Origin of the sequence: Archangium minus (assembly GCF_044360475.1) — a bacterium.
GTDB classification, from domain to species: Bacteria; Myxococcota; Myxococcia; order Myxococcales; family Myxococcaceae; genus Archangium; species Archangium minus.
The window spans coordinates 8674706-8700184 of sequence record NZ_CP043494.1; the positions used below are offsets into that span (position 1 = coordinate 8674706).

Here is a 25479-nt window from a genome sequence, read left to right on the forward strand (position 1 = left end):
AGCGTGATGAGCGACCCCCTGCAACTGGATGACTGGGGTGGCACCGGCCCGGTGCTGCACCTCGCGCACGCCAACGGCTTTCCCCCGGGCTGCTACCGCAAGCTCATCGAGCTCCTGAAGTCGCGCTACCACGTCTTCACCCTGCGCAGCCGCTGCCTCGTCCCGGGGACGGATCCGCTGGCGATGCGGGACTGGGATGACATGGCCGATGACCTGGCCCAGGCCCTGCGCGCTCGCGGGCTGGAGGGCGTGATCGGCGTGGGCCACAGCATGGGCGGCGTGGCGACCCTGCTCGCCTCCGTGAAGAACCCGGGGCTCTTCCGCGCCGTGGTGGCGTTGGATCCAGTGCTGTTCACGGGCTCGCGCGCCCTCTTCATCCAGGCGGTGACCCTCCTGGGAATGAGGCACCGCTTTCCTCCCGCGAGCCTGGCTCGGCGTCGCCGCGAGCACTGGGGCTCCCGCGAGGAGGCCGCCACGAGCTATCGCAAGAAGCCCCTCTTCCAGCACTTCGATCCCGAGTGCTTCCAGGACTACATCGCCCACGGCCTCACCGAGGCCCCAGGCGGCGGCTTTCGGCTCACCATCCCGAGGGAGTGGGAGGCCCGAATCTTCGAGACCTCACCCCGCGACATCTGGCGACGGCTGCGCTCGGTGACGGTGCCGGCGCTCGTGCTGCGCGGAAGCGGCTCGGACACGCTTATGCCGCCGGCCCTGGAGCGCGTCCGGAACACCCTGCCCGGCGTCCGTGCCGAGGAGCAGCCTGGCACCCACCTCTTCCCGCTGGAGCACCCAGAGGAGTGTGGACGGCGCCTGTTCGCATTCCTCGACACAGTGGGCCAGCAATCGCCGGCCCGCTGATTGCGCATGCTCCCTCTCCCAGAGGGAGAGGGGACATCCACGGGTCCTCGAACTCCGTCCAAGAACTTCGTGGAACTACGCGACACCGGGCTTGAGCGCGCAGCACTCGCGGCACAGCGTGCGGTTGCGCGCGTGCGCCACGGCCATGAGCACACCCCCGCCCAAAGTGAGGCCTGTCTCCAGGGCCTCGCTCGTGCCCTCGGGCAAGAACAGGGCAGCGATCAGGAGCAGCAGGCCCGACACGGCGAGCACCGGCACTCCCGCGCGACGATGGAGGCGCCAGCCCGGCACGAAGGCCACCACCGCCGTGAGCGTCACGAAGAGCACGAGCCCCTGATGGACCGCTTCCCCCTCCAGCACCTCCGCCGTAGCGGCAGGGAGGAAGCCGAGCACGATGGGCAGCAGCACACAGTGCGCGATGCACAGAGTGGAGAGGAGCTGCCCCACTCCATCCCACGGAGAGCGTCCAGCGGTACTCAGCACGAGACGTTCTCCAGGGCCCGAAGAGGAATGACGTTGGAGGGCAGCATGGCCGTCACGCCGACCGCGCCCCGTGCCGAGAGGAAGATCCGGGCACGCCGGAGCTCGGGCAACTGCTCGTCCGCATCGCGCCAGCGCTCCAGGAAGGTCGCGAAGGCCGAAGCCGCCTCCGCGAAGGACTCCCGGGCGACGTGCACCTCGGCCAGGAGGAACCAGGCATGACCGCTGCCGGGCCGCTCCTTCACGAGCGCCTCGGCCAACTCCAGCGCCTTGTCCTCACGGCCACAACGCACCCGCATCCGCGCCAACGTCTCACGGACCGGACGAGAGAAGGCCGCAGGCCCCACCGTGCGCAACCGGCGCTCCAGCCTCAGGGCCTTGATGAGCGTGGCCTCGGCCCGGGCGTAGTCCCCCTGACGCGCCTCCAGGGAACCTCGCAGCTCGCACGCGGCCAGCTCCACCACCCGGGCGACGTCACGCGGGCAGAGCAGACGGGTTTCCCCCTTGCGCTCCTCGGCCAGGGGCGGGTGCAGCGCGTCGAGCTCGTCACACACCCGCTCCGCCTCCGCGAGCTTTCCCGCCTCCAGGGCGCGCAGACCCCGCGCGTACGTCTCCATCCCCGTGAGCAGCGCCCGCTCGGCCGCACGAGCCTCGGCCTCCAGCTCCACGCGCAGATCCGCCGCCGCGCGCCAGAAGCCAAAGCGCAGGTGCGGATTGAAGACCGCGCCCGCCGCGAACACGAGCGCCTGCCCAAAGTGCGGCGTCACCGCCTCCACCCGGGTCCGCAGGCGGCGAGCCCAGCCCTGGGCCTCGCTGTAGCGACCCGCGTCAGAGCACGCCTGCACGAGCAGTCGCAGCGCCAGACCCGCCACCGGCGCGGCGGACTCGGGCAGAGCCTCCTGAGCGAGCCAGGCGTCATCCGTGGCCACCGCGGCCTCGAGCACCTCGCGCGCCTCACGGGTATGACCGGTGCGCAGCAACAACCGCCCGGCACAGAGCAGGGCCGTCCCGACTCGGGGCGCCAGCAACCGCAGCCGACGCGCGCTCTCCAGCGCCGCCTCGGGACGCGAGCTGTCCACCATCACCTGGATCCACGCACAGTGGACGCCCTCATGATTCGGGTTCGTGCGCAGCAGCTCGCGCAGGAGCGCCTGCGCATAGGGCTGGCCCATGCCGGGGCGCCCATCCGACTCGTAGCCATCCGCGAGGAAGCCGGCGAGCAACAGGCGCGCCTCGGCGTCCTCGGGGTGCCGATCGATGAGTGCCTCCATCTCGCGCACGAAGCCGTGGCGGCCATTGGAGGGACCCTTGTCGGCCAGGAAGGTGGCCGCGACGATGTAGCGCTGCTCGGCGTCCGTCACGCCCTCGCTCAGGGCGAGCGCCTTGTTGATGGCCTCCGCCCGAGCCGCCGCGTAGCGCGCACCCGGTCCGCGCGCCAGGGCCAGGCCCCAGTACGCCATGGCGAGCTCCGGATCCTGCCGCGCGGCCTCCGCGAAGGACCTCCGCGCCTCGGCGCCCCAGCCGAGGTGCAGCAGGCGCAGGCCCTGATCGAAGTACGCCTGGGCCCGGGCCACCCGGGTGCTCACCTTCAGGTGCGCACGTCCCAGCCCCTCGCGCAGCGGAGGCGTGGGGAGCTCCAGATCCGGGACGTCATCCCAGGGAGCAGTGGGGAAGATGGAGGGCTCTTCGGCTCGCAGGTGTCGCGCCAGCATGGTGACCTCACTCACGCCCCGGTGAAGGGGACAAACGATTCGTTCTCAACAGGCCGCTCCAGCGCTTCCACGCGCTCGGCCAACCGCCGCCACTCCGCCGCCAACATCTCCACGGGCACCGCCGGGGCCTTGCGCCTCGCCGCGAGGCACTCGTGCCGCCAACCACTCCCCAAGAGCGACACCACCCACTCCTCGTACCCAGCCAGCCACTCGGCCAGGGACGCCACCGCGGCACGCGCGGCGGAGCACTCGCCCGGGGTGACGGGCTCGCGCGGGGTTCCGAGCGCCGCCGCCTGGAAGACGGGCCAGGCCACGCGCCCCTCCTCCACCAGGAACGGCGTGAAGCCATCGCGCGGCACGTAGACAGACTCGCCGCACACCCGGCACAGCGCTCCAAAACCCCACAGCGTGAGGGCCCCTCCCCCGGGCAACGCGCCCGAGTAGGCGCTGGTGCCCTGCTGCCCCGCCGGAATGCGCTCGCGGCTCAGCCCCCGGCGCAGCAGCAGGTTGTCCGTGTGGGAGACATCGCGGCCGATGCACCACATGGAGATGTCGAACAGTCGCTCGCCATCGCGCCGCACGTCCTGCGGCAAAGCATGAAGAAGGGAGGAGCCCATCACGTGCCTCCTCAGCTCGCCTTCGCCGCCGCGCCCTTACGGACCGGCACCTCGCCGAACAGCGACTTGAAGTCCGCCGGCGGGCCACCCTTCTTGCTCAGCACGGCATTCACCGCGCGCACCAGCTTGCCGCGCACCTTCGGCGGCAGCGGCTGATCCTCCAGGGCGGCGTTCACCTGCTGCACGCTCACGCCCCGGCCGCTCTTCGGCTTGCCAATGCCCAGCTCCGCGTACGGCTTGCCCTGCTTCTCCTTGTCGCGCCGCTTGTCGGAGCGCTGCTTGGCCAGCTTGCGATCCTCCTCGGCGCGCGCCTCGAGCTGGCTGGACAGCCGCACCAGCGTCTTCGGCTCAAGCTTCTGGTCGGACAGGAACTGCTTGAAGGTACCCATGGTCATCTCCTGTGGAAGGGGGGAAAGACGAGCGGACCTGCTCAGTGCTCGTGGTCGTGAGCCGACTCCTCGATGACGAGCGAGACGCTGCTCTGGCTGGTGGGGCCGAACGTCAGCGTGTACGTGCCCACCTGGAGCGGAGCCACGTAGCGGCCCTTGATCTCACCGCACTGCTCCGAGCTCTTCGCGGACTCCTCGAACTCCACCGCCTGCCCGGAGGAGCTGGTGACCTTCAGGGACACATCCGCGCCCAGGAAGAAGACGTAGTCGGTGGCCTCGGCCGCGGCGAACGACACCGAGCCCGCGTTGCCCGAGGTGCCCGCCGGCAGCGTGATGTCGTAGCGCTTGTGGTCGTTACCCACGGACGGCGCTCCGCTCGTCGAGGCGCTCGCAGTCACGGCAACCGCGGGGCCCTCCGCGAGGTGCTCACAGCCTTCGACGTCGACCTCGTTGGACTCCTCGCCGCAACCCACGAGCAGCGCGCTCGACAACAGGCAGGCAGACAGCAACTTCTTCATCATGGTGAGTGACTCCAGGTGTGGACTGCGTTGGTGGTGCTGCGATGTCCCCACGCTCCCGCCCCGAGACGGAATGGGACGCCCGGAACGTGGGGGAAGGCGCACGCGGACACACGGCGAGGTGGACAGCGACGGGCGCACAGGTGCCTCACGGCGGCGCTCCACGCGTGCGCGGGACGCGCTCCCTGGGCCTCAGCAGAGGCAAGGGCACGCGTGTGGACGCACGGAGGGAGTCTCCGAGGGCAACGGCGCTGTCGATGCTCGAAGGGCGCTGGAAGGACGGAGACGCGAGCCGGGGAGGTAAATACCCTCACCCCGGCCCTCTCCCAGAGGGAGAGGGAGGACGCGTTCCGGCACCCTCACCCCGCTCCTCTCCCGACGACGGAGAGGAAGGGCGTGCTTAGGCCCGAGGCGGTGAGGACTTGGGTGCAACGTGGAGCCGCGCGACCTGTGGCTCCACAGCAAGGCTGACCACCTCCAGCACCTGGCCCGACAGGACCGGTGCTTCCGGCGGCAGCGTCACTCCGACGGGCGGCTGCGTCACCCGGCGGAGGAAGACATGGGCGCAGTGGGCATCCGCGCCGTGCACAGACGCCTTCTCATCCGTGCGAGCAATCCGCTCGTCGTCGAAGGACGGATGCACCTGCGCGGATGCGCTCCCCTGCTCGACTCCCGCCTCGTGCAGCAAGTCGCCGTGCTCGAGGCACGTGCTGTGCTGCACCAGGAAGAAGTGGGCCGCGCTTCCCAGGTACGCCAGCACGCACAGCAGCACCAGCGGCAGCGCCAGCAGGCGGGGCCGTCGGGACAGCGTGGACTCTTGGCGAGGGGAGCGGCTCACGGAAACAGGGTTTCAGGCGAAATACAGTTGCTTCTTCATTTTGTACGCGAGGGCGCGCGCATGTGCAAGCGGCGACGCGGCGCCCCAGACAAACACGTGAAATTAAACGGCGTATCCCATGGCGCCCGCCTTCACCGGGGCCTCCGGATCAAGCATCACGTTGACGCACGCCACCGAGCCACTGGCCAGGGCGCGCTCGAGCGCGGGGCGGATCTGCGCGGGTTCTGTCACGAACTCGCCATGGCCGCCGAACGCTTCCACCACCTTGTCGTACCGGGTGGGAGCCAATCGCGTCCCCGGCGACTTCTCCTCGCCGAACATCTGCACCTGGGGAATGCGGATCTGCCCCCAGGCGGCGTCGTTGCCCACCACGCACACCATGGGCAGCTTGAAGCGCAGCGCTGTTTCGAAGTCCATGCCGTTGAGGCCGAACGAGCCATCCCCCTGGATGATCCAGTGCGTGCGCTCCGGGTGCAGCACCTTCGAGGCCAGGGCGAACGGCGCTCCCACGCCCAGGCACCCGAGCGGGCCTGGATCCAACCACCGGCCCGGATTGCGCAGCTCGATCACCTTGGCCGCCATGGCGACCCAGTTGCCGCCATCCGCGATGAACACCGGATCCTGCCCCGGCCCGTTAGCCACGTCCGACATCTCCTTGGCCAGCCGGTAGTGGTGGATGGGCACGCTGTCGTCCTTCGTCCACTGCTCCAGCTCGCGCAGCTTCTTCTGCTCGCGCTCGCGCAGTTGCGAGAGGAAGGCGTCCCGCTTCACTCGGGGCGACGCATCCGCGAAGGCGGTGAGTGCGCTGTGGCTGTCCGCGATGATGCCCACGTCCACCGCGCGGTTGCGCCCCACCTCGGTCGGGTCGATGTCCACCTGGACGATCTTCGACTCAGCGCTGAAGGTGGGCTCGGCGCCGTAGTTGAGCCGGAAGTCGAAGGGCGTGCCAATGACGAACACCAGATCCGCCCCGCTCAGCGCGTCCTTGCGCGTGTGCTGGAAGAAGAGCGGGTGGCTCGCCGGCAGACAGCCGCGTCCCGCGCCATTGAGGTACACGGGAATCTGCGCGGTCTCCGCGAAGTGCCGCAGCGCGTCCCACGCTCCGTCCCAGTACACCGACGAGCCGGCGATGATGGCGGGGCGCTCAGCGGTCTTCAGCAGCGCCATCGCCTCGTCCACCTTGCGCGGATCCGGCGCCTGCCGCGCATCCGTGCGGTAGCTGCGAGGAAGCTGCAGCGAGTCCTCATCCACGCCGTTGCAGAGCACGTCCCACGCGAGTTCCAGGAACACCGGCCCTGGCCTCCCGGAGAGCGCCACGCGGAAGGCCTTGGCGAGGTAGGACGGAACCAACTCCGGCGTGGGGATGCGATCTGACCACTTGGAGATGCGGTGGAAGAGGTCCACCTGCTCCATCTCCTGCAGTGAGCCGCGGCTCTGGTTGAAGATGGGGGCCGCGCCGCCGAGGAGGATCATCGGCGAGCTGGCTGCGTGGGCATTGGCCACACCGGTGAGCGCATCCGTCACCCCGGGGCCAGCCGTCACCACCGCCACGCCCACACCGCGCGTCACTCGGGCGTAGGCATCCGCTGCGTGGGCAGCCGCCTGCTCGTGGCGGGTGTCGATGACCTGGATGCCCTCCTCCACGCAGCCTGCGTAGATGGGGGCCACGTGCAACCCCGACAGGGTGAAGATGTGCCGAACGCCCTCCTTCTTCAGCATCCGCCCGACGAGCTGTCCTCCGGTGAGCATGCCCATTCGTAACTCCTCCCCTGTGTTCGGAACCGCGGAAGTCCGGCGATCATCTCCAAATCGGGCCGCCCTGGAAGCCCCTGGATGCCCGCCCCCCCTCTGGACCGGCACGGAAAGCCCCTCCGGCTTATGTCGAAGGCACTCCCCGGATGCCCCCGGCCAGAGTAGGAAGGGCCTCCGAGAATAGAAGGATCCCCCGTGCAAGAATTCCTGGAAGTCCTGCGGCGCCAGGCGGTCCACTTCGGACCCGAGTTGGCCCGCACCGCGTACGCGCGAGGCCTGGCCGTCACCCAGAAGGACGGGACCACCCGGCCCATCCCCGTTACCGCCACCCCCGTCATCCTCGACGCCGCGGAGATCCGCCGGCGCGCCACCCTCTCTGCGCACCTGGCCTCGGCCACGGTGAAGATGACGCACGCGGTGCTCGCCGGAGCACAGCGAGAGCTGGTGCTTGGCGGACTCTCCCCGCTCGAGCGCGAGCTCACCGAGCGCACCTTCGCCAACGTGACGCGGCTGGCCACCACGCGGGTGGACTACTTCGTGGATTCACGGCCGCGAGCCCTGGAGCTCAACGCCACCATTCCGGCCATGCAGGGCTACTCGGACATTGCCGCGCGCACCTTCATCGAGGTGGTGGCCCGGCACTTCCGCTACCCCGAGAAGGCCCTCCACGCCGTCATCGCCGCCAACGGCAGCAACGCGCTCGCGCTCTACCGGTCCCTGCTGGACGGCTACGCCGCCGAGCGCGATGGGAAGATGCCGGAGACGATCGCCCTGCTCTGCCGCCGCAACGACGCGCAGATCACCGAGCAGCGCTACCTGTGCGAGCGCTTCCGTGAGTTCGGCGCGGACGCGGATGTCGTCCACCCGGACGAAGTCTCCGGCGACGAGTACTTCGAGGTGCGTGGCAAGCGGTACGACCTGGTGTACCGGCACCTCTTCGTGCGGCGGTTGGAGGAGACGCCGGCGCCGTGGGTGCAGGACTTCTTCGGCACGGTGCCGGGCCGCAAGGCGGTGCTGCTCAACCCTCCGGCCTCTCCCGTGGAGGTGAAGACAACCTTCGCCCTGCTGTCCCAGGCGCTCGTGGAGCCCGCGCTCGCGGAGGCCGCGGGCCTGACGCCCGAGGAGCTGGAGGCGGTGCGCAGCTCAGTCCCCTGGACGCGGCCCTTCCGGCATGGCCCCGGCGTGGGCCCGGACGGCGAGCACCTGGAGGATCTGGTGGCACGCGTGGCGGCGGAGCCTCAGCGCTTCGTCCTCAAGCGAGCGTGGGACTACGGAGGCCGAGCCGTCTACCTCGGCCGCTCGGTGGGCACTCAGGCGTTCGAGGAGCGGGCACGCGCTGCGTACGGCACGGTCCCCACGTGGGCGGAGCTGTGCGAGCGAGCGTCCACGGATCCCGCCGGCGGCGGCTTCGTGGTGCAGCAGGTGGTGGAGACCACGCCCGAGGAGCACCTGCTGTGCGAGGAGAGCGGCGTGACGTCCCTGAGACTTCACGTGGACTACTCCGCCTATGCCTCGGTGGGGTTGGCGAAGCAGCCGGCATGGGGCGGTGTGTGCCGAGGCTCCACCTCGGAGATCGTCAACATCGTGGGCGGAGGCGGCGTGCTGCCGCTCATCACCACCGAAGTCGCCCAAAAGCTGCTGATGGCTTGGAAGGCGCTCTAATCGCTGGGAACGGACATCCGGGAAGGGATGCCGCCCATACGGGTTGTAGGCGCGTTATAAAGCGCACGTCGGGTGGGGGGCTCCCGCCCTGGGTTGAAGAAAGGGAACAAAATTCATGGCTTGGGAAACTTCCGGGTGGCAGCCGGCTCGCGCCGAGGTCAATGACGTCCTCGTTCAGGAGTCTCGGCGCGCCTTCATGTCGCGCGTGTACGGCTGGATGTTCGCTGGGCTCGCCGTGACGGGTCTCGTGGCGCTCTTCACCGCCTCGTCTCCGCAGACGGTGATGCAGGTCGCCCAGTTCCGCTGGGTGCTGTTCATTGCGCAGATCGGTCTGGTGTTCGCCCTGTCGGGGCTGGCGAGCCGGCTCTCCGGCGCGGTGGCCGGGGCGCTCTTCGTGGCCTACTCGGTGCTCACGGGGCTCACCTTCTCGGTGCTCTTCTACATCTACACGAGTGGCTCCATCGCCAACGCCTTCCTGCTGGCCGCGGGCACCTTCGGGGCGATGAGCGCCTTCGCGACGATCACCAAGAAGGATCTGAGCGGCTGGAGCACCTTCCTCTTCATGGGCCTCATCGGCGTGCTCATCGCCAGCGTCGTCCAGATCTTCTGGCCGAGCCCGATGCTGAACTTCGTGGTGGGATGCGCGGGCGTGATCGTCTTCGCGGGCCTCACCGCGTACGACACCCAGAAGCTGCGTGAGATGCACGCGGCCTCGGGCTACAGCTCCGCCGCCGCGCTGAGCATCGTCGGCGCGCTGACGCTGTACCTGGACTTCATCAACCTCTTCCTCTCGCTGCTGCGCCTGTTCGGCGATCGCCGCCGCTAGACGCACCCGGGTTGCGAGAAACAAGGGCGGTGGGCTCTCGGGCCCACCGCCTTTTTTCATTCCGAGTGAAGGAAGCTCGCGCTGCTCCGCCGTGGCACACTGCGAGGCGGACCTGGAAGGATGGGGGCGGAGTCCACGGGATGCGCTCGGAGGGGGAATCGTGACGCGGCTGAGTTGGCTTCACCTGTCGGACCTGCTCATGGGCCCCAAGGGTTCACGCTGGCTCTGGCCCGAGTACCGGGAGGACTTCGAGCGGGATCTCCGCGCGCTGCACAACCAGACGGGTCCGTGGGACCTGGTGTTGATCTCCGGCGACCTCACGGAGACCGGCAGCCAGCGCGAGTTCAACCTCCTCGACTCGGCCCTCGAGTCGTTCTGGACGTACCTGCATGGCCTGGGCTCCGCTCCCCTCCTGCTGGCCGTCCCCGGCAATCATGATCTCCACCGGGCCAGCCTCTCGACGAGGACCCGCGACACGTTGGTCGCCCAGCGGTGGCACGACAACGCTCAGGCGCGCAGTGAATTCTGGAACCAGCTCGAGAACGAGCTGGCCAACTCCACTCCACAGGCGCGCATCGAGCATTGGAAAAAGCTCGAAAACGAGCTGGCCAACGCCAACCCACAGGCACGCATCGACTATTGGAAACAGGCCGCGAACGAGCAGGCTCATTCCCTCCGCACGGCCTTCCTGTCGTTCTCCTCGTGGCTCGAGCAATGGCAGCTCCGCCACCCGCGACAGCGCGAGCTCCAGATTCGCAAGGGGCTCCTCCCGGGAGATTTCGCCGCGACCGTGGTGAAGGACGGAGTGCGCGTGGGAATCGCCGGGCTGAACTCGGCCTTCCTGCTGCCCGATGCGAATGGGACAACGGTGTCTCTCGAGATTGATCCCCGGCAGCTCCGACTGGCCATCGGAGGCCCCCCCTCCCGCTGGGCCGGGTCGCATGACCTCAACATCTTGCTCACGCATCATCCGCCGGCACGCCTGAAGTCAGAGCACCTGTCGCTGATTCAGCAGGAGCTCGCATCCTCCACGAGAGGACTGCTGCACCTCTGCGGCAGCCAGCACGCGGGCGAATCCTTCTCGGAGGCGAAGCCCCTACCCTTATCGTGGGTCTTCCAGGCCCCCTCGCTGTTTGGTGGTGAGCCCGGGCCCCAAAAGCAGGGCTACGCCATCGGCATGCTTGAGGTTTCGGGCTCGAGCCGTCATGTCCGCCTGTTCCCTCGCGTGAGGAAGTTGACCAGCCCCTCGGGGCAAGCGGGATTGGCAGGTGGGGGCGACCTCCTGCTGACACTCCCCTCGGCCCAGGAAGAACAACCCCCGCGCCTCGCCGCCTCGGCTGAACTCCGCAGAGCTCCCGAGCCCACCCGAGCTCCCGAGCCCGCTCGAACGCAGGCCCCCTCCCCTCTTCCTCCCGGCCTCCGGGCGCGCTCCCACCTGAACCCTGCGCGGGAAACGGTGACCGCACTGGCCTGGGCTCCGTCGGGCAGGGAGCTGGTGCTCGGATTCGACAGCGGCAAGCTGTGTTCCTGGGCACTGGATGCCCAAGAACCACGCTGGACGGTGCAGGCACACAAGAGATCCCTCGTGGAGGTCCGCCTCTCTCCGGATGGGCAACAGATCGCGACGAGATCCGCCCTGAACCTGCGCCTCTGGAGCGTGGAAGAGACGGGGATGAGCGTCCGGGCCATGGGTCCCACAACGAATACCAGCGTCTGCCTCGACTGGTCGCTCCAGGGAGTTCTCGCGGCCAGCATCACCGACGAAACCATCCACTTCTGGGAGGCCCGGGACGAACGGCAGTGGAATCCGAAGATGTACAAGGCCCCCGCCCTCACGACTTGCCTGGCCTGGTCGCCCGATGGGCGCACGTTGGCCTGGGGAGGGGACTGGACTGGAAGACTCTCACTCATAGACGTGCGAATGGACTCGGGCCTCCACATCCAGGAGCGCCTGCACCTCCAATTCAACATGGGCCCCATCCTGGCCCTCGCGTGGCAGCCCGGCACCTCGCGGCTCGCCGCGGCAAGCGCGGACAAGACCGTCAGGATCCTCGATCCGGTGAACCCCAAGCAGACACGGACCCTCGAGGGACATACGGACGTGGTCGTCGGTATCTCGTTCTCGCGCGACGGGCGACTGCTGGCCTCCTGGTCCCGGCGTGGCACCATCCACCTCCACCGCACCGACACCTGGGAAACCATGGCGGTCATCGGCTCGCCCTTCGAGTCCGACGAGACCCCCAAACAGGTCGCCTTCTCTCCCACGGAGAACGTCCTGGCCAGCATCGCGCCCGGCGGCCACGGCGTGAGTCTCTGGGACATCGACGTCGATGCCCTGCTCGGCCAGCGGGAGCCACCCCGGACCGTCCATTCCGTCAGCGCCAAGGTGGTTCTCGTTGGAGAGGGGCGCTCGGGCAAGAGCTGCCTCGCGCTGCGCCTCGTCGAGGACCGATACGAGGAGCTCGACTCCACCCATGCCATGCGCACCTGGTCCCTGCCCCTGGAGCGCCTCGACCCGCGGGCCCGCGTCCCCGACAACGAGCGTCGCGAGGTCGTCCTCTGGGACATGGGCGGCCAGAGCGAGTACCGGCTCGTCCACCAGCTCTTCTTCCGCGACACGGCCGCGGCGCTGCTGGTGATGGAGCCGGCCCGAGGCAAGCCGGCCCGGGATGAAATCGAGGGCTGGAACCAGCGGCTCTCCGCACAACTCGGAGCCTCCCCACGCAAGCTCCTGGTGGGCTCCAAGGTGGACAACGAGTGGGTACCCGTGGATCGCCCCGCCATCGAGCAGCTCTTGCGCCAGTGTGGCTTCGAGCCCGATGCCTATGTCTCCACGAGCGCCAAGAGTGGAAAGGGCCTCTCCGAACTCAAGGCCCTGCTCGCACGCACCATCGACTGGGACAGTGTCGGAAGGACCAGCCACCCCGAGCTCTTCGAGCGCATCCGCCAACACCTCCTGCGCCTTCGCGAGAGCGGACGGGTCGTCATCACCCTCCCGGAGCTGGAGCGCGAGCTGCGGGCCTCCCATCCGGAGCTCGCGGACCCGGAGGCGCTGCGCACCGTCGTGAAGCAGCTCGGCCGGCAGGGCGTCCTCGCGGACACCCGGCTGGCGGATGGTACCCAGGCGCTGGTGCTCGACATCGAGCAGGTGGAGCGCTACGCGAACTCGCTCATCGTGGCGGCGCGGGAGAACCCCAACCGCGTCCCCGCCGTCGACATGGCGGCCTTCTCGCGCGCGCTGGCGCTCCCGCGCATCCGCCCTGAAGAACGGCTGCCCCGGGACCAGGAACTCGTGGTGCTCGACTGCGTCATCGAGCTGTTACTCCAGCACGGCCTCTGCTTGCGGCACGAGGGACTGCTCATCTTCCCCTCGCTCTTCCTACTCGCCCCCTCGGAGCCCGGCACGGGCGCCGCCCCCGTCGCCTCACGTGCCTACGTGTTCTCCGGTCCCGTCGACAACATCTACGCCTCGCTCGTCACGGCCCTCGCCCTGAGCCGAGGCTTCGGCGCGATGCGGCTGTGGGAGGATCGCGCCGAGTTCGGTGAGCCCGGCCAGAACGTCTCCGGGGTGCGCAAGGTGCAGCGCGCCGAGCAGCAGGCGCGGGGCGTGGCGCGGCTCGAGGTCTACTTCGAGGCCGGCACGCCCGAGGCGACACGCAAGCTATTCCTGAGCTTCATCGACACCCACCTGCACGAGCAGGGCGTGGAGTTCGTGGAGCAACGCTCCGTCGCCTGCGGCTGCGGCCACGTCTTCCAGGAGCGCACCGTGAACAAGCGTCTCGCCGACGGGCACACGGACGTCCTCTGCCCCGAGTGTGAGAAACGCACGCCGCTCACGCCGCCGGCCCGGGAGCCCGAGCTCCTGAAGAAAACCCGAGTGCTGCTCACCGATATGAGTGATCAGCGATCCCAGAGCGTCTCGGAGACGAAGGTGAGCATGAAAGAAGCCCAGACCCAGGACACCCAGGCCACCCCGCTGCGCATCCTCCACCTCAGCGACCTCCACGTGGGGGCCGGGGCGGATCCCGTCTCGCTGTTGCAGCCGCTCGTCGCCGACCTGACGGACCCGTCGGACCTTGCGGTGAACCACCTGGACTACCTCGTCATCTCCGGGGACATCACCAACCGGGCGGACCCCGCCGAGTTCAAGAAGGCGCTGGAGTTCGTCTCCGCCCTCCGGGAGCGGTTCGAGCTGACGGCCGAGCGCTGCATCATCGTCCCCGGCAACCACGACCTGGACTGGAAGACCCGGGTGTACGAGTGGCACAGCCAGCTCGAGGTGGACGTGAAGAAGCTGCCCGCCGGCGGCTACAAACAACAGGGCGAGGGATACCTCGTCCGCGTCGACGAGAAGTATCCAGAGCGCTTCAAGAACTTCTCCCAGCACTTCCACCACCCGCTGCTCCAACGGGAGTATCCGCTCGACCCCGAGCAGCAGTGCATCTCCTTGCTGTCACCGGACACGCGGCTCCAATTCCTGGCAATGAACTCGTCCTGGGAGGTGGATCAGTGGTTCCCAGAGCGCTCGCACCTCCACGAGGGAGCGCTCTCCCGGGGTCTGCTGGCCGCGGAGCAGCAGCTCGCCAACGCACGCGCGACGGGACAGCTCCCCGCGGATGCGCCGGTGCTCAGGCTGGCCGTCTGGCACCACCCCATCACCGGCAACGAGAAGATCCAGCGGGATGCCTTCATGAGCAGGCTCCAGCAGAACGGGGTCCGCCTCGTGCTGCACGGGCACGTACACGAGGAGCGCGCTGACCTGCTGGGCTACACCCACCCCTCGAAACAGGTGCACGTCATCGGGGCCGGCAGCTTCGGGGCGCCCACCCACCATCGGCCCGAGTCCGTGCCGCGCCTGTACAACTTGCTGGAGGTGGCCAGGGATCACAGCCTCGTCCGCGTGTACACCCGTGCCCTGCGCAGAGCAGAGGGGGCCTGGGAGGGCTGGGCCATCTGGCCCGGCGCGAAACGGGGCGAGCGGAGGACCTACTACGAAGTGCCCCTGCGCTGAGCCGCGAGGCTCCTGTCCATCCTCGCGCCGCTCATCAAAGGATTTCGTAACAGGGGTCCCCTCCGGGTTGAGTCTTCGGCAACCTGTCCGACAGTCGGACAAGTTGGAGAAACGTGCGGCCGGAGGGGCACGAGGATGAGGGCGTGGCTGGCGCACAGGGTGCGCTGGCGCTGGCGCCCTCTCTGTCAGGACCTGGTTCTCCTGGCCTGGCCTACTCCGCGGCCTTCTTGCGCGAGAACGGCATCAGCAGCCGCTCCACGGGCTGACCACCCACGAGGTGCTCGTCCACGATGGCGGGCACGTCCTCGGGCTTCACGCCCCCGTACCAGGTACCTTCTGGGTAGACGACCACGGACACTCCGAACGAGCAGGTGTCGAGACAGCCGGCGGCGTTGGCCCTCATCTGCCCCTTGAGGCCTCGTTTCTCGAGTTCCTCTTTGAAGCGAGCGCGGACCTCTTCACCACCCTTGGTGGCACAGCATCCCTTGGGGTGCCCATCGGGACGCCGATTGGTGCAGACGAATACGTGACGTTTGAAGGGAGGCATGTCGCCCTCCTAACGCGACTTCCGTCCAAAAGCGATTAACGCGTTCGTGACCTCCCTGCCCCTTTCTTGCCTGGGGCCCTTGGTAGCCGGACGATCCGTGCACAGACTCTCAGCAAACATCCGCTAGTGATCATCGGCCTTTCCGCGGGAGTGACCCTACATGACTCGTCACCTGATGACGATCCACTACACAGGTGGCCGTTCAAGAGAGTTGATCGCCAGCCGGGCAGGCTTTAGATCGGCTCCCTCGTCGCGGCCTCAAGCCGTGGTTGTCGTTCCGGATGTGGACCGTCAGATCGGTCACACTCCCCTATCTGTAGGTGGCGTAATGATGGCGGGCACAAGATCTGGGGGTCACATAACCTTGACGAGTCCGGAACGAAGATCGTACCTTTACTTACCTCCCTGCCCCCCAGACGGGCAGGAGAACTCCCCACAAACGAATCTTTGACCGGACCTTACGCACCCTTCCCTACCCAGGGAGGAGGCGTACCGGAACGAGTTCTCTTGATCCCAAGAGATCTCGCGGGCTTGGCTTTTTGCAAATTTTGCAGTCATACGCTGAGTGAAAAGCGTCGGAGGGACCATGGAGCACGACCTGAGCGCCACGGCAGCAGTACTGGACGGTAAGGAGACGGCGGCGGGACTGAGGGCGAAGGCCCCCGCCGGCGGGCTGACGGTGGAGCGCTTCTTCACGACGCCGGGAGTGGATCCCGCCGACGAGCTGGCGTGGGAGATGCGTACGGCCTCCATCTCGGGCGAGGACGGGAAGTCCGTCTTCGAGCAGAAGAACGTGGAGGTGCCCAAGTCCTGGTCGATGCTGGCCACCAACGTGGTGGCGTCGAAGTACTTCCGCGGCACGCCGGGCACGCCGGAGCGTGAGACGAGCGTGCGCCGGCTGGTGGGCCGCGTGGTGGACACCCTCACCCGCTGGGGCGCTGAGGGCGGCTACTTCGCCACGGCCACGGACCGAGACACGTTCCACGCGGAGCTCACCCACCTGCTGCTGCGGCAGAAGGCGGCCTTCAACTCGCCCGTCTGGTTCAACGTGGGCGTGGAGGAGCACCCGCAGTGCTCGGCGTGCTTCATCAACTCCGTGGGTGACTCCATGGAGTCCATCCTCGGGCTGGCCAAGACGGAGGGCATGCTCTTCAAGTACGGCTCGGGAACGGGTAGCAACCTGTCCACCATCCGCTCGAGCAAGGAGCTGCTGGCCGGCGGAGGCACCGCGTCGGGTCCGGTGTCCTTCATGAAGGGCTTCGACGCGTTCGCCGGCGTCATCAAGAGCGGCGGCAAGACGCGCCGCGCGGCGAAGATGGTCATCCTCAACGCGGACCACCCGGACGTGTTGGACTTCGTGCGCTGCAAGGCCAACGAGGAGAAGAAGGCCTGGGCGCTCATCGAGGCCGGGTATGACCCGAGCTTCAATGGCGAGGCCTACTCGTCCGTGTTCTTCCAGAACTCGAACAACTCGGTGCGCGTGACGGACGAGTTCATGCGCGCGGTGGTGAACGACGGCGCGTGGACGACGTACGCGGTGCGCGACAGGCGCCCCATGGACACCCACAAGGCGCGCGAGCTGTTCCGGGAGATCGCCGAGGCAGCGCACCTGTGCGGTGATCCGGGCCTGCAGTTCGACACCACCATCAACACCTGGCACACCTGCTCGAACACGGACCGCATCAACGCGTCCAATCCGTGCTCGGAGTACATGTTCCTCGACGACTCGGCCTGCAACCTGGCGTCGTTGAACCTGATGCACTTCCGCACCATCGACGGCGACTTCGACGTCACCGCCTTCAAGCACGCGGTGGACGTGGTGCTGCTGGCGATGGAGATCATCGTCGGCTTCTCCAAGTACCCCTCGGAGAAGATCGCCCAGAACAGCCACGCGTTCCGGCCGCTGGGCCTGGGCTACGCCAACCTGGGCGCGCTGCTGATGGCCACGGGTCTGCCGTATGACTCGGATGCGGGCCGCAACTACGCGGCGGCCATCACCTCGCTGATGTGCGGCGAGGCGTACGCGATGAGCGCGCGCATGGCGGGCAAGATGGGGCCCTTCGCGGGCTACGAGAAGAACGAGGAGCCGTTCCTCGGCGTCATCCGCCGGCACCGCAAGGCGGCCTACAACGTCCAGCAGGAGGGCGTGTCCTCCGAGCTGTTCGACGCCCAGAAGAAGGCATGGGACGAGGCGCTCACGCTCGGCATCCAGTCCGGCTTCCGCAACAGCCAGGTGACGGTGCTGGCGCCCACGGGGACCATCGGCTTCATGATGGACTGCGACACCACGGGCATCGAGCCGGACATCGCGCTCATCAAGTACAAGAAGCTGGTGGGCGGCGGCATGCTGAAGATCGTCAACCAGACGGTGCCGCAGGCGCTGGAGAAGCTGGGCTACCCGCAGACCCAGGCGCAGGACATCATCACCTACCTGGACAAGCACGAGACGATTGAGGGTGCCCCGCACCTCAAGCCCGAGCACCTGCCGGTGTTCGACTGCGCCTTCAAGCCGGCGAAGGGCCAGCGCAGCATCCACTGGATGGGCCACCTGAAGATGATGGGCGCGACGCAGCCCTTCCTGTCGGGCGCCATCTCCAAAACGGTGAACATGCCGTCGGACGCCACGGTGGAGGACATCGAGAAGGCGTACATCGAGGCGTGGCGACTGGGGCTGAAGGCGGTAGCGGTGTACCGCGACGGCTGCAAGCGGACCCAGCCGCTGAACACCTCGAAGGAGAAGGTGAAGGACACGAAGGCGGCGGTGGCCGAGCCCGCGCTGGCGGCAGCGAGGGATGCCAACGCGATGCGCCGGAGGCTGCCGGACGAGCGGCAGGCGATCACCCACAAGTTCTCCATCGGTGGCCACGAGGGCTACCTGACGGTGGGCATGTACGAGGACGGCACGCCGGGCGAGCTCTTCTGCGTGATGGCGAAGGAAGGCTCGGTGGTGAGCGGCCTGATGGACAGCTTCGCGACGGCGGTGTCGCTGGCGCTGCAGTACGGCGTGCCGCTGCAGGTGCTGGTGGACAAGTTCAGCCACACGCGCTTCGAGCCGAGCGGCTTCACGGGCAACCCGGCGGTGCCGATCGCCAAGTCGATCGTGGACTACATCTTCCGGTGGCTGTCGCTGAAGTTCCTGCCGAGCGAGCAGGCGGACGGGATGGAGGAGGCGGTGGAGAAGCAGGTGGCGGTGGCCGAGCCGGCGAAGCCGGTGCAGGTGACGTCGGTGGCGCTGCCGATGTCGACGCCGCGCAGGACGTACCTGAACCAGGCGGACGCGCCGCCGTGCCACACGTGCGGAGAGATCATGGTGCGCAACGGTGCCTGCTACAAGTGCAGCAACTGCGGCACCACGAGCGGCTGCAGCTGAGCCCCCTCCCCTCTCCCCCTGGGAGAGGGACAGGGTGAGGGTATAGGGTGAACTCGAGTTCACCCCTCTGCTCACGAGGCTCCGGTACTCACGTACCGGGGCCTCTTTCATTTCGAGGAAGAGAGCTTCACCCCTCGATATCGGGCAACAAGCGCAACCACCGCGAATCACCGGAGGCCAACGTTCGCCGAGACCCCGAGGCCCGCTCGAGCACCCGCAGCACGCCGGCCGGGTCGCAAGCGTAGAGGCCCGAGCTCCAGGCGGGGTTCATCTCCACCACGGCCCACCCGCGCCCTTCGATCCGGCCCACGTCGAGCACGACCGCTGGAGGGAAATCCCCTCCCCTCGCGAGCACCTCCATCGCGAAGGCCCGAGCACCCTCCAGCTCGAACGCGGCGTGCGAATGTTCCTCTTTCTCGCCCATCCAGGCGTAGGGGCTCGCGGTCACCACCTGGCCGTCGAGGACAAAACAGCGGTACTCGTCGAGCCAGCGAACGGGCTCGGCCGTCAGCACGGGCAGACTGTCCTCGAGCACCTCGGAACCGGGGAGTGCCTCACTCGAGTTGTAGACCGCCGCCCGGAACTGCTTCTCGTCCGCGGGTTTGACGAATCGCGGGAACAGCTCACCCCGGGCCGCGCCGAGCGTGGTGAACCGCACATCCCGACGGACGAACTCAGCGGGCAAACGAGGCAGCGCGTCGGCGGAGGGCTCGAGCAGCGCCAGTCCCAGCGCCTTCCCGATGGTGTCCGCCAGCAACGACTCCCCGTAGAAGACGAGCTCCTCCTCTGCCAGCCGAGAGGAGGGACGCCGATCGTGCAACCGATGCACGCGCCACGAGAGGCGCGAGGCCTCCGTGGCGAGTGCGATCGAATCAGGACTGAAGCGCGGTGAGAGCAGTAGGACGGGCACGAAGGGCCCTCCCTGTCACAACGAGGAGTCGTGCAGCCGGCCGTAAGCCGCCGAAGCCTCCGTCATGAGCAGCTCCAGCTCGTCGAGCTCCTCGGGGCCGAACGGCGAGGGCCCCCCGTCGATGACGACGAACCCCACCGTGCGCTGGTGCAACCGGATCGGCGCGGCCACCATGTGCGAGAACGACTCGCCCAGAGCCGCAAAGAGCGCCTCGTCCTCCGGAGTCTCCGGCACGCTGGAGACCACGGCCCTGCCACCCGCCGCGGCCATGGAGAGGAGCGAGGGCGCATCGAGATCCACCTGCAACGCCGAGACCGCGGGCTTGTTGCTCCCAGGCCCGAACCCACGCCCCACCCGAGCAATGCCGAATGTCTCGCCCAGCAGGAACCCTCGCGGGAAACGGCCCTGGGCGTAGGACAGCACCACCTTGCCCAGCTCGCCCTGGCTCGTGGCCTGCCTCAGCGCATCGAGCGCTTCCTGGAGCTGTACCAGTTGGACCCCCTGGGACGCCCCATTCCACTCAGCGAAGGCATCGGCGGGAGACTCAGCCGCATCCGTCGCACCCGGGGGGGGCTCAGCCGAAGGGTCCCAGGTCGGGATGAACTCATGCAGCGACGCCAACTGGAGCTCTCCCTCCGCGCCGAAAGAGCCTGGCTCTGTGAAGCTCGCATCCTGCGACGAGAAATCCACCTCGATGGCCCGCCGCGACCAGGCGGACTCGGGGCCCGACCCGAGCTGCTCCAGAGGCGAGGCCACCTCCATCTCCCCCGCCGGCACCGAAGGAAGCTCGACCGGCTGCACGGGAGCGGCCCTGGGCTTCGCCGTCGCGGGAGACGCGACCGGCTCCGTCGCGCTCGCTCCCGAGGCAGTGTCCTGGGCGTGAGCCTCGGGGCTGGAGGAGACGGGCTCCTGTGCCGGCGCAGGTTCGACCTTCGTAGCCGGAGGAGCCTGGACACTGGCCTTCGGTGCGGCGGGCTCGATGGGCGCGGCCGGCTTCGGAAGAGGCGCTTCCTTGGGAGCCGCCGGAGGGGGCGCGACCTGCGCTGAGGCAGGAGCCGGAACAGGAGCCGCGGGCTGAGCGGGAGGCGTGGCGGCCTGCGCGCCAACAGGCGCCGAGGCCTGTGGCGCGGAGGAAGCCGCCTGCGCAGCGGTGGATTCCGGAGCGGACGGAGCCCGAGGCGCAACAGGAGCAGCCTGGGACGCGGGAGCACCCGCAGGAGGAACCGCCGGGCGAGGAGCACCCGGTGTGGGCTGAGGAGCCGGCGCACCGGGAGCCGCCGCCTTGGGAGCCGGCAGAGGCTGGGCAGACGGGCCCGCGCCCGGAACAGGGGCCGGAGCAGCCGTCGCGGGAGACGGACCCCCCGGAGGAACCGTCCCGCTCTGCGTCGACGCGGGGACGGGAGCACCTGTGGGCGGAGCGCCCGTCGGTGCAGCAGGACGAGCCACAACGCTCGGAGGCTCCTGACGCAGAGTCATCCCGGGAGGCGGAGCCCCCACGGGCGGACGCGTCATCGCGGGGCCTCCCGGAGGGACCTGAGCACCCGGAGGCACAGGCGAAGTCCCTGGAGCCGGAGGACGCGCCTGCGCCGCTCCCGGTTGAGCCGCTGGAGCTTCCGGAGGACGCGCCGGGCCTGCCGCCGGAGGCGGAACCTGCGCCGTGCTCGCGCCAGGCGCGGGCGGAGCCCCAACAGGAGCGCCAGTGGGCGGAGCTGCTCCCGGACCGCTCCGAGGCGTCATACCCGGAGGCATGTTCTGCCCGGGTTGCGCGGGCCCACTCGCCGCGGGTGCGGCACCCGCAGGCTTCGCGGCTGCCGGTGCCCCCGGGGGAGCGGACGCTACGGGCGAGGAAGGCTGCGAGGGCACGGCCCCAGCCGGTACGCCACTCTGCGTGACCGGCGCGGGGGGCAATCTCGGCGCGGCGGGCTGCGGCGAAGCTCCTGCCCCAGCGGGCGCTCCCGCGGGAGCTCCGGCCACGGGCGCACCCGCTTGCGCCGGACGTGGAGGCACGGCCGCGTTGGGAGCCCCACCCGGCACTCCTGGCGCCGTAGGCCCTCTCACCGGAGCGCCAACAGGTGCACCAACGGGCGCTCCAGCCGACGGCTGAACCGGCGTGGCTCCAGCGGGTGCGCTCCCCGGTGCGCCCGGCGCGGACGGCGGGCGTGGAGGCACGGCCCCAGGCGGAACACTCCCCGGCGCTCCGTGCACCGGAACGCCTCCCGCGGTTGTCACTGCGGGCCTCGGAGGCACCGCACCACCGGGCGCGACTCCGGGCGCACCCGGCATCGTGGGCGCTCCCGTCGGAGCAGCAGGCTTCGCGGCAACTCCAGCCGCGGCCGGGGGCTGAGGAGCACCCGTCGGCGCAGGCCGCATCCCAGGAGGCTGTCCTGGAGCGGACGTCGATGGAGGCGGAACCTGCTGGGGGCTCGCCCCAGCGGGGGCACCAGGAGCCGGAGCGGGCGGAGTGGGCCCGGGCCGAGCAGCGGCAGGCGCGGGCTGCGCGGGAGCCGGAGCGGAAGGAGCAGGAGCCCCCGCGGGCGATGGCCTTGGCGGAGCCGCCGGAGCCGGCTGGGCCGACGCGGGCATGCCCTGCGTTGCCGACAGAGCCGTGGGCCGTTGCGCGACTGGAGCCCCCTGCCCCACCGCGGGCTTGGGCTGGCCCGGACGCACAGGGCGCGTCGGCTTGGGGATGCCGTAGCCCTTCTCCAACAACTGGAAGAGGCGCAGCTCCGTCACGATGGACGGAACGATCCGCATGCCCGTGGCGAAGCCGAGCGCGTCCACGTGCTTGGGATCATGCGGGCTCACCATGGCCACGCGCAGGCGGCGACCTTCCAGCGCCAGCGGGAATGCCAGGTGGTTGCGCGCCAGCTCAGGCTTGAGCAGCGCCACGGTCTCGGCCGTCACCGCTTCCAGCTCCGCTTCCGTCGCGAGTGGGAAGTGATACGCGTCCGACAACGCCTGTCCCAACGTGGCCATGTCGAGCAGACCCAGCTCGACCAGGTTGGTACCCAGGCTGCCGCCGTAGATGAGTTGTGACTTCAGTGCCTCATCGAGTTGCGACTGAGAGATGAGGCCCTTGCGGACCAGATGCGCTCCGAGCTGTTCGCCCATGCCGGAGCGATATTAGACCGGTCCGTGACCAAGAGCGCGGAGGACCTCTTCTCAGAAAGTGAGACAGACCACATCCGAACTCGGGAGGCCGATCACCGAGCTAGTAGGCGTTCTTCGAGAGGAAGCCGCCCAGTGCAGTGCGGATGAGAATCTTCAGGTCCATCAGCAGGGACCAGTTCTCGATGTAATACAGGTCGTACTCAATCCGCTTCTGGATGGAGGTCTGCCCCCGCAGGCCATTGATCTGCGCCCAGCCGGTGATGCCGGCCTTCACCTTGTGGCGCAGGTGGTAGCGGGGAATCTGCCGCTTGAACTCCTCGATGAAGACGGGCCGCTCGGGGCGAGGGCCCACGAGGCTCATGTCACCCCACAGCACGTTGAAGAACTGGGGCAGCTCATCCAGCGAGTACTTGCGCAGGAAGGTGCCGATGGGCGTGCGGCGCGGATCATCCTTGCTGGCCATCTTCGCGCCGGTGACCTCGGCGTCCACGCGCATGGTGCGGAACTTGAGGATGTGGAACGTCTCCCCGTCCATGCCCATGCGCTCCTGGGCGTAGAGGACGGGCCCGCGGCTGGTGAGCTTCACCGCGATGGCCACAGCCAGCATGACGGGCGCGCTCACGCCGATGGCCACCAGCGAGAAGAGGATGTCGAAGACGCGCTTGGCCACCATGTTCCAGCCCGTCATCGGATCGCCCTGGAGGCTGATGATGGGCAGCCCGCCGAACTCCTCCAGCCCTCCGTACAGGGTGACGTACTGGTACAGGTCCGGCACCACCTTCACGTCCACCGTGCGCAGGGCGAGCTGCTCCATGAGCGGCTTGACGGCGGCCTGATCCTCCAGCGGCAGGGCGATGATGACCTGGTCCACCGGACGGGAGTCCAGCACCGCATCCACTTCCTTCACGTGGCCCAGCACCGGCACGCCCAGCACCTGCTGGCCCACCTTCTCGGGGCGCAGCGAGAGCACCCCCACCACCCGGAAGCCCAGCTCCTTGTGGCTCTCCACCGTGTCGATGACACGCTGACCCAGCTCGCCCGCTCCGATGACCAGGATGGACTTGAGGTTGAAACCGCGCCGGCGCACCTCGTTGAGCACCTCGCGCAGCACCAACCGCACCGTGGACACGCCAACGAAGGCGTAGCCGGAGAAGAAGGCCAGCATCAGACGCGAGTAGCGCTCGCGCGTGAAGTACGTCAGCGCCACCACGATGAGCGTGGCCATGATGGTGGCCTTGAAGACCTCGAACACCTCGCCGATGTGCGTGCGCGCCCGGTTCGTCGCGTACAGCCGGGCCTGCCGGTAGGTGACGGGGAAGACGATGAGCACCGTCGCCAGCGACAGCAGCGTCTCCTCGAGGGGAGGCAACCCGTAGACGACCGGGATGGGGCCCTCAAAGCGGGTGACGTACGCGAGCACGAACGCCAACGTCAGCATCACCACGTCGGCGGCGACCTTGATGGACGTGTAGAAGCGCTGGAACCGGCTAAACACGCGGGCCTCCTCACTGTGGCCTGCAAAACGCACGGCGGCGACCTGCAAACGTCGCACCCCGCTCCCACGGGCCGTCCGGAACCAGACAGCCCATGCGGCCGGGGGGCTCCTAACACGAAAACTGCCCGGAATCCAAGGGGTTGCCCTTCCTGACGGCCTCCGAAGCGAACCTCTGGCGCGAGCTCGCTTGCCCTCGAAAAAGACACCCACCACGGCAAAAATGTCAGGGGATGGCGGCCCGGACAGACGGGCTGGACGAGGCGCCCAGGAGCGCGTCCACCTCGGCCTTCACCGCGCGCAGGAAGGCGGCCCGGCTAAAGCGCTCGGCCTGCGACCGGGCGTCCTCCGGTCGGAAATTGGGCTCCCACTGCTCAAAGCGACGCACGGCCTCCACCAGCGCGTCGGGCGTCTGCGCATCGAAGAAGAGGCCCGTGCGAGGGCTGACCGTCTCCAGCGCCCCACCCCGCCCGTAGGCGATGACGGGGCGACCACAGGCCTGAGCCTCGAGCGGGACGATGCCGAAGTCCTCCTCGGGGGTGAAGATGAGCGCGCGTGCGTCGCGGTAGAGGCCGGCGAGCGCCTCGTCCGACACGGAGCCGAGGAAGCGGATGTTCTTGGGCAGCGGCCCCGACGTGAGCCGAGCCGCCTCCTGGCCGGTGCCCACCACCCACAGCGGCGCGTCCAGGTGCCGGAAGGCCTCCAGGGCAATGTCGAGCCGTTTGTAGGGCGCGAAGGCACCCAACCACAGGAAGTAGCCGCCCCGGCCAAGCCCCTCGAGCGGGTGCTGGCAGAAGCGCTCCAGCGCCACCGGCGGGTACACCACGGCAGCGTCGCGGCCCCAGAAGCGCCGCACCTTGCCCGCGATGTGCTGACTGTTGACGAGGATGCGGTCCACCCCGGCGGTGCTCTCGCGGTCCCACTTCTGGAGGTACGGCCGCACCGCATGCGCCGCCACGCGCACCGGCAGCGAGGCCCGGCCCGGTCCGAAGTAGTCGTCGAACAAATCCCACATGTAGCGCATGGGCGCGTGCACGTACGCGAGGTGCTTCGCCCCGGGCGGCTTGCGGATGCCCTTGGCCACGCAGTGGCTGGAGGAGATGACGAGGTCATACCCCTCCAGGCGCATGGACTCGATGACCTTGGGGAGCACCGGGAGGAAGTGCCGGTAGAGCTTGTGGACGCGGGGAATGCGCTGGAGGACGGACGTGTGGATGGGCCGCGCCTCGATGCGCGGATGCACGACGCCCGGGCGGTGGACGAGGGTGTGGATGTCCGCCTGCGGGAACAGCTCGCACAGTGCTTCGAGCACGTGCTCGCCGCCGCGCTGGGTAACGAGCCAATCGTGGACGAGGGCGACCTTCACGGGCGGGCCTTGTACCACTG

General features: G+C 68.7%; 17 protein-coding genes. 5 read left to right on the top strand and 12 right to left on the bottom strand.

The window, feature by feature from the left end:
- Window positions 1-6 precede the first annotated feature (6 nt).
- Window positions 7-858 carry an alpha/beta fold hydrolase gene (locus F0U60_RS35190; protein WP_395806431.1) on the top strand — a complete coding sequence of 284 codons (852 nt, stop codon included), beginning with the start codon at window positions 7-9 and terminating at the stop codon, window positions 856-858.
- A 75-nt stretch (window positions 859-933) separates the two neighbouring features.
- Here the strand turns inward: F0U60_RS35190 and F0U60_RS35195 are convergent, their stop codons facing one another.
- The 7 genes from F0U60_RS35195 to F0U60_RS35225 all read right to left on the bottom strand — a co-directional run bounded on the left by F0U60_RS35195 (window position 934) and on the right by F0U60_RS35225 (window position 7167).
- Window positions 934-1341 (bottom strand): MerC domain-containing protein, encoded by a 408-nt coding sequence (locus F0U60_RS35195; RefSeq protein ID WP_395806432.1) that lies wholly within the window; start codon window positions 1339-1341, stop codon window positions 934-936.
- Entirely contained in the window at window positions 1335-3050 is a 1716-nt protein-coding gene (locus F0U60_RS35200; protein ID WP_395806433.1) for a tetratricopeptide repeat protein, read from the bottom strand. Before F0U60_RS35200 ends, F0U60_RS35195 begins: the two co-directional genes overlap by 7 nt.
- An 11-nt stretch (window positions 3051-3061) precedes the next feature.
- Window positions 3062-3667, bottom strand: a complete 606-nt coding sequence (locus tag F0U60_RS35205) for a hypothetical protein (protein ID WP_395806434.1) — start codon at window positions 3665-3667, stop codon at window positions 3062-3064.
- 11 nt (window positions 3668-3678) lie between these two features.
- Window positions 3679-4056: a hypothetical protein gene (locus tag F0U60_RS35210; protein ID WP_395806435.1), complete on the bottom strand. Its 378-nt coding sequence runs from the start codon at window positions 4054-4056 to the stop codon at window positions 3679-3681.
- 41 nt (window positions 4057-4097) lie between these two features.
- Entirely contained in the window at window positions 4098-4577 is a 480-nt protein-coding gene (locus F0U60_RS35215) for a hypothetical protein (protein WP_395806436.1), read from the bottom strand.
- A 397-nt stretch (window positions 4578-4974) separates the two neighbouring features.
- Entirely contained in the window at window positions 4975-5412 is a 438-nt protein-coding gene (locus F0U60_RS35220) for a hypothetical protein (protein ID WP_395806437.1), read from the bottom strand.
- Between the two features lie 102 nt (window positions 5413-5514).
- Window positions 5515-7167: a thiamine pyrophosphate-binding protein gene (locus F0U60_RS35225; RefSeq protein WP_395806438.1), complete on the bottom strand. Its 1653-nt coding sequence runs from the start codon at window positions 7165-7167 to the stop codon at window positions 5515-5517.
- Window positions 7168-7359: 192 nt separating this feature from the next.
- On the opposite strand from F0U60_RS35225, the gene F0U60_RS35230 reads away from it, so the two are divergent.
- From F0U60_RS35230 to F0U60_RS35240, 3 genes are all read left to right on the top strand, one after another.
- Window positions 7360-8826, top strand: coding sequence for a hypothetical protein (locus tag F0U60_RS35230; RefSeq protein WP_395806439.1), 1467 nt, complete (start codon window positions 7360-7362; stop codon window positions 8824-8826).
- A 115-nt stretch (window positions 8827-8941) separates the two neighbouring features.
- Entirely contained in the window at window positions 8942-9652 is a 711-nt protein-coding gene (locus F0U60_RS35235; RefSeq protein ID WP_395806440.1) for a Bax inhibitor-1/YccA family protein, read from the top strand.
- A gap of 160 nt (window positions 9653-9812) precedes the next feature.
- The gene (locus F0U60_RS35240) at window positions 9813-14663 is read left to right on the top strand and encodes a metallophosphoesterase (protein ID WP_395806441.1); all 4851 of its coding nucleotides are present in this window, start codon (window positions 9813-9815) and stop codon (window positions 14661-14663) included.
- Window positions 14664-14874: 211 nt separating this feature from the next.
- On the opposite strand, the gene F0U60_RS35245 is transcribed toward F0U60_RS35240, so the two are convergent.
- Window positions 14875-15210 (bottom strand): (2Fe-2S) ferredoxin domain-containing protein, encoded by a 336-nt coding sequence (locus tag F0U60_RS35245; protein WP_395806442.1) that lies wholly within the window; start codon window positions 15208-15210, stop codon window positions 14875-14877.
- 586 nt (window positions 15211-15796) lie between these two features.
- Here F0U60_RS35245 and F0U60_RS35250 point away from each other — a divergent pair.
- Window positions 15797-18580, top strand: coding sequence for a vitamin B12-dependent ribonucleotide reductase (locus F0U60_RS35250; protein ID WP_395806443.1), 2784 nt, complete (start codon window positions 15797-15799; stop codon window positions 18578-18580).
- 127 nt (window positions 18581-18707) lie between these two features.
- On the opposite strand, the gene F0U60_RS35255 is transcribed toward F0U60_RS35250, so the two are convergent.
- From F0U60_RS35255 to F0U60_RS35270, 4 genes are all read right to left on the bottom strand, one after another.
- Window positions 18708-19490, bottom strand: a complete 783-nt coding sequence (locus F0U60_RS35255) for an ATP-grasp domain-containing protein (RefSeq protein ID WP_395806444.1) — start codon at window positions 19488-19490, stop codon at window positions 18708-18710.
- 15 nt (window positions 19491-19505) lie between these two features.
- On the bottom strand, window positions 19506-22601 hold the full coding sequence (locus tag F0U60_RS35260; RefSeq protein WP_395806445.1) for a hypothetical protein: 3096 nt from the start codon (window positions 22599-22601) through the stop codon (window positions 19506-19508).
- Between the two features lie 100 nt (window positions 22602-22701).
- Entirely contained in the window at window positions 22702-24096 is a 1395-nt protein-coding gene (locus tag F0U60_RS35265) for an undecaprenyl-phosphate glucose phosphotransferase (protein ID WP_395806446.1), read from the bottom strand.
- A gap of 223 nt (window positions 24097-24319) precedes the next feature.
- Window positions 24320-25459 (bottom strand): glycosyltransferase, encoded by a 1140-nt coding sequence (locus F0U60_RS35270; RefSeq protein ID WP_395806447.1) that lies wholly within the window; start codon window positions 25457-25459, stop codon window positions 24320-24322.
- Window positions 25460-25479 lie beyond the last annotated feature (20 nt).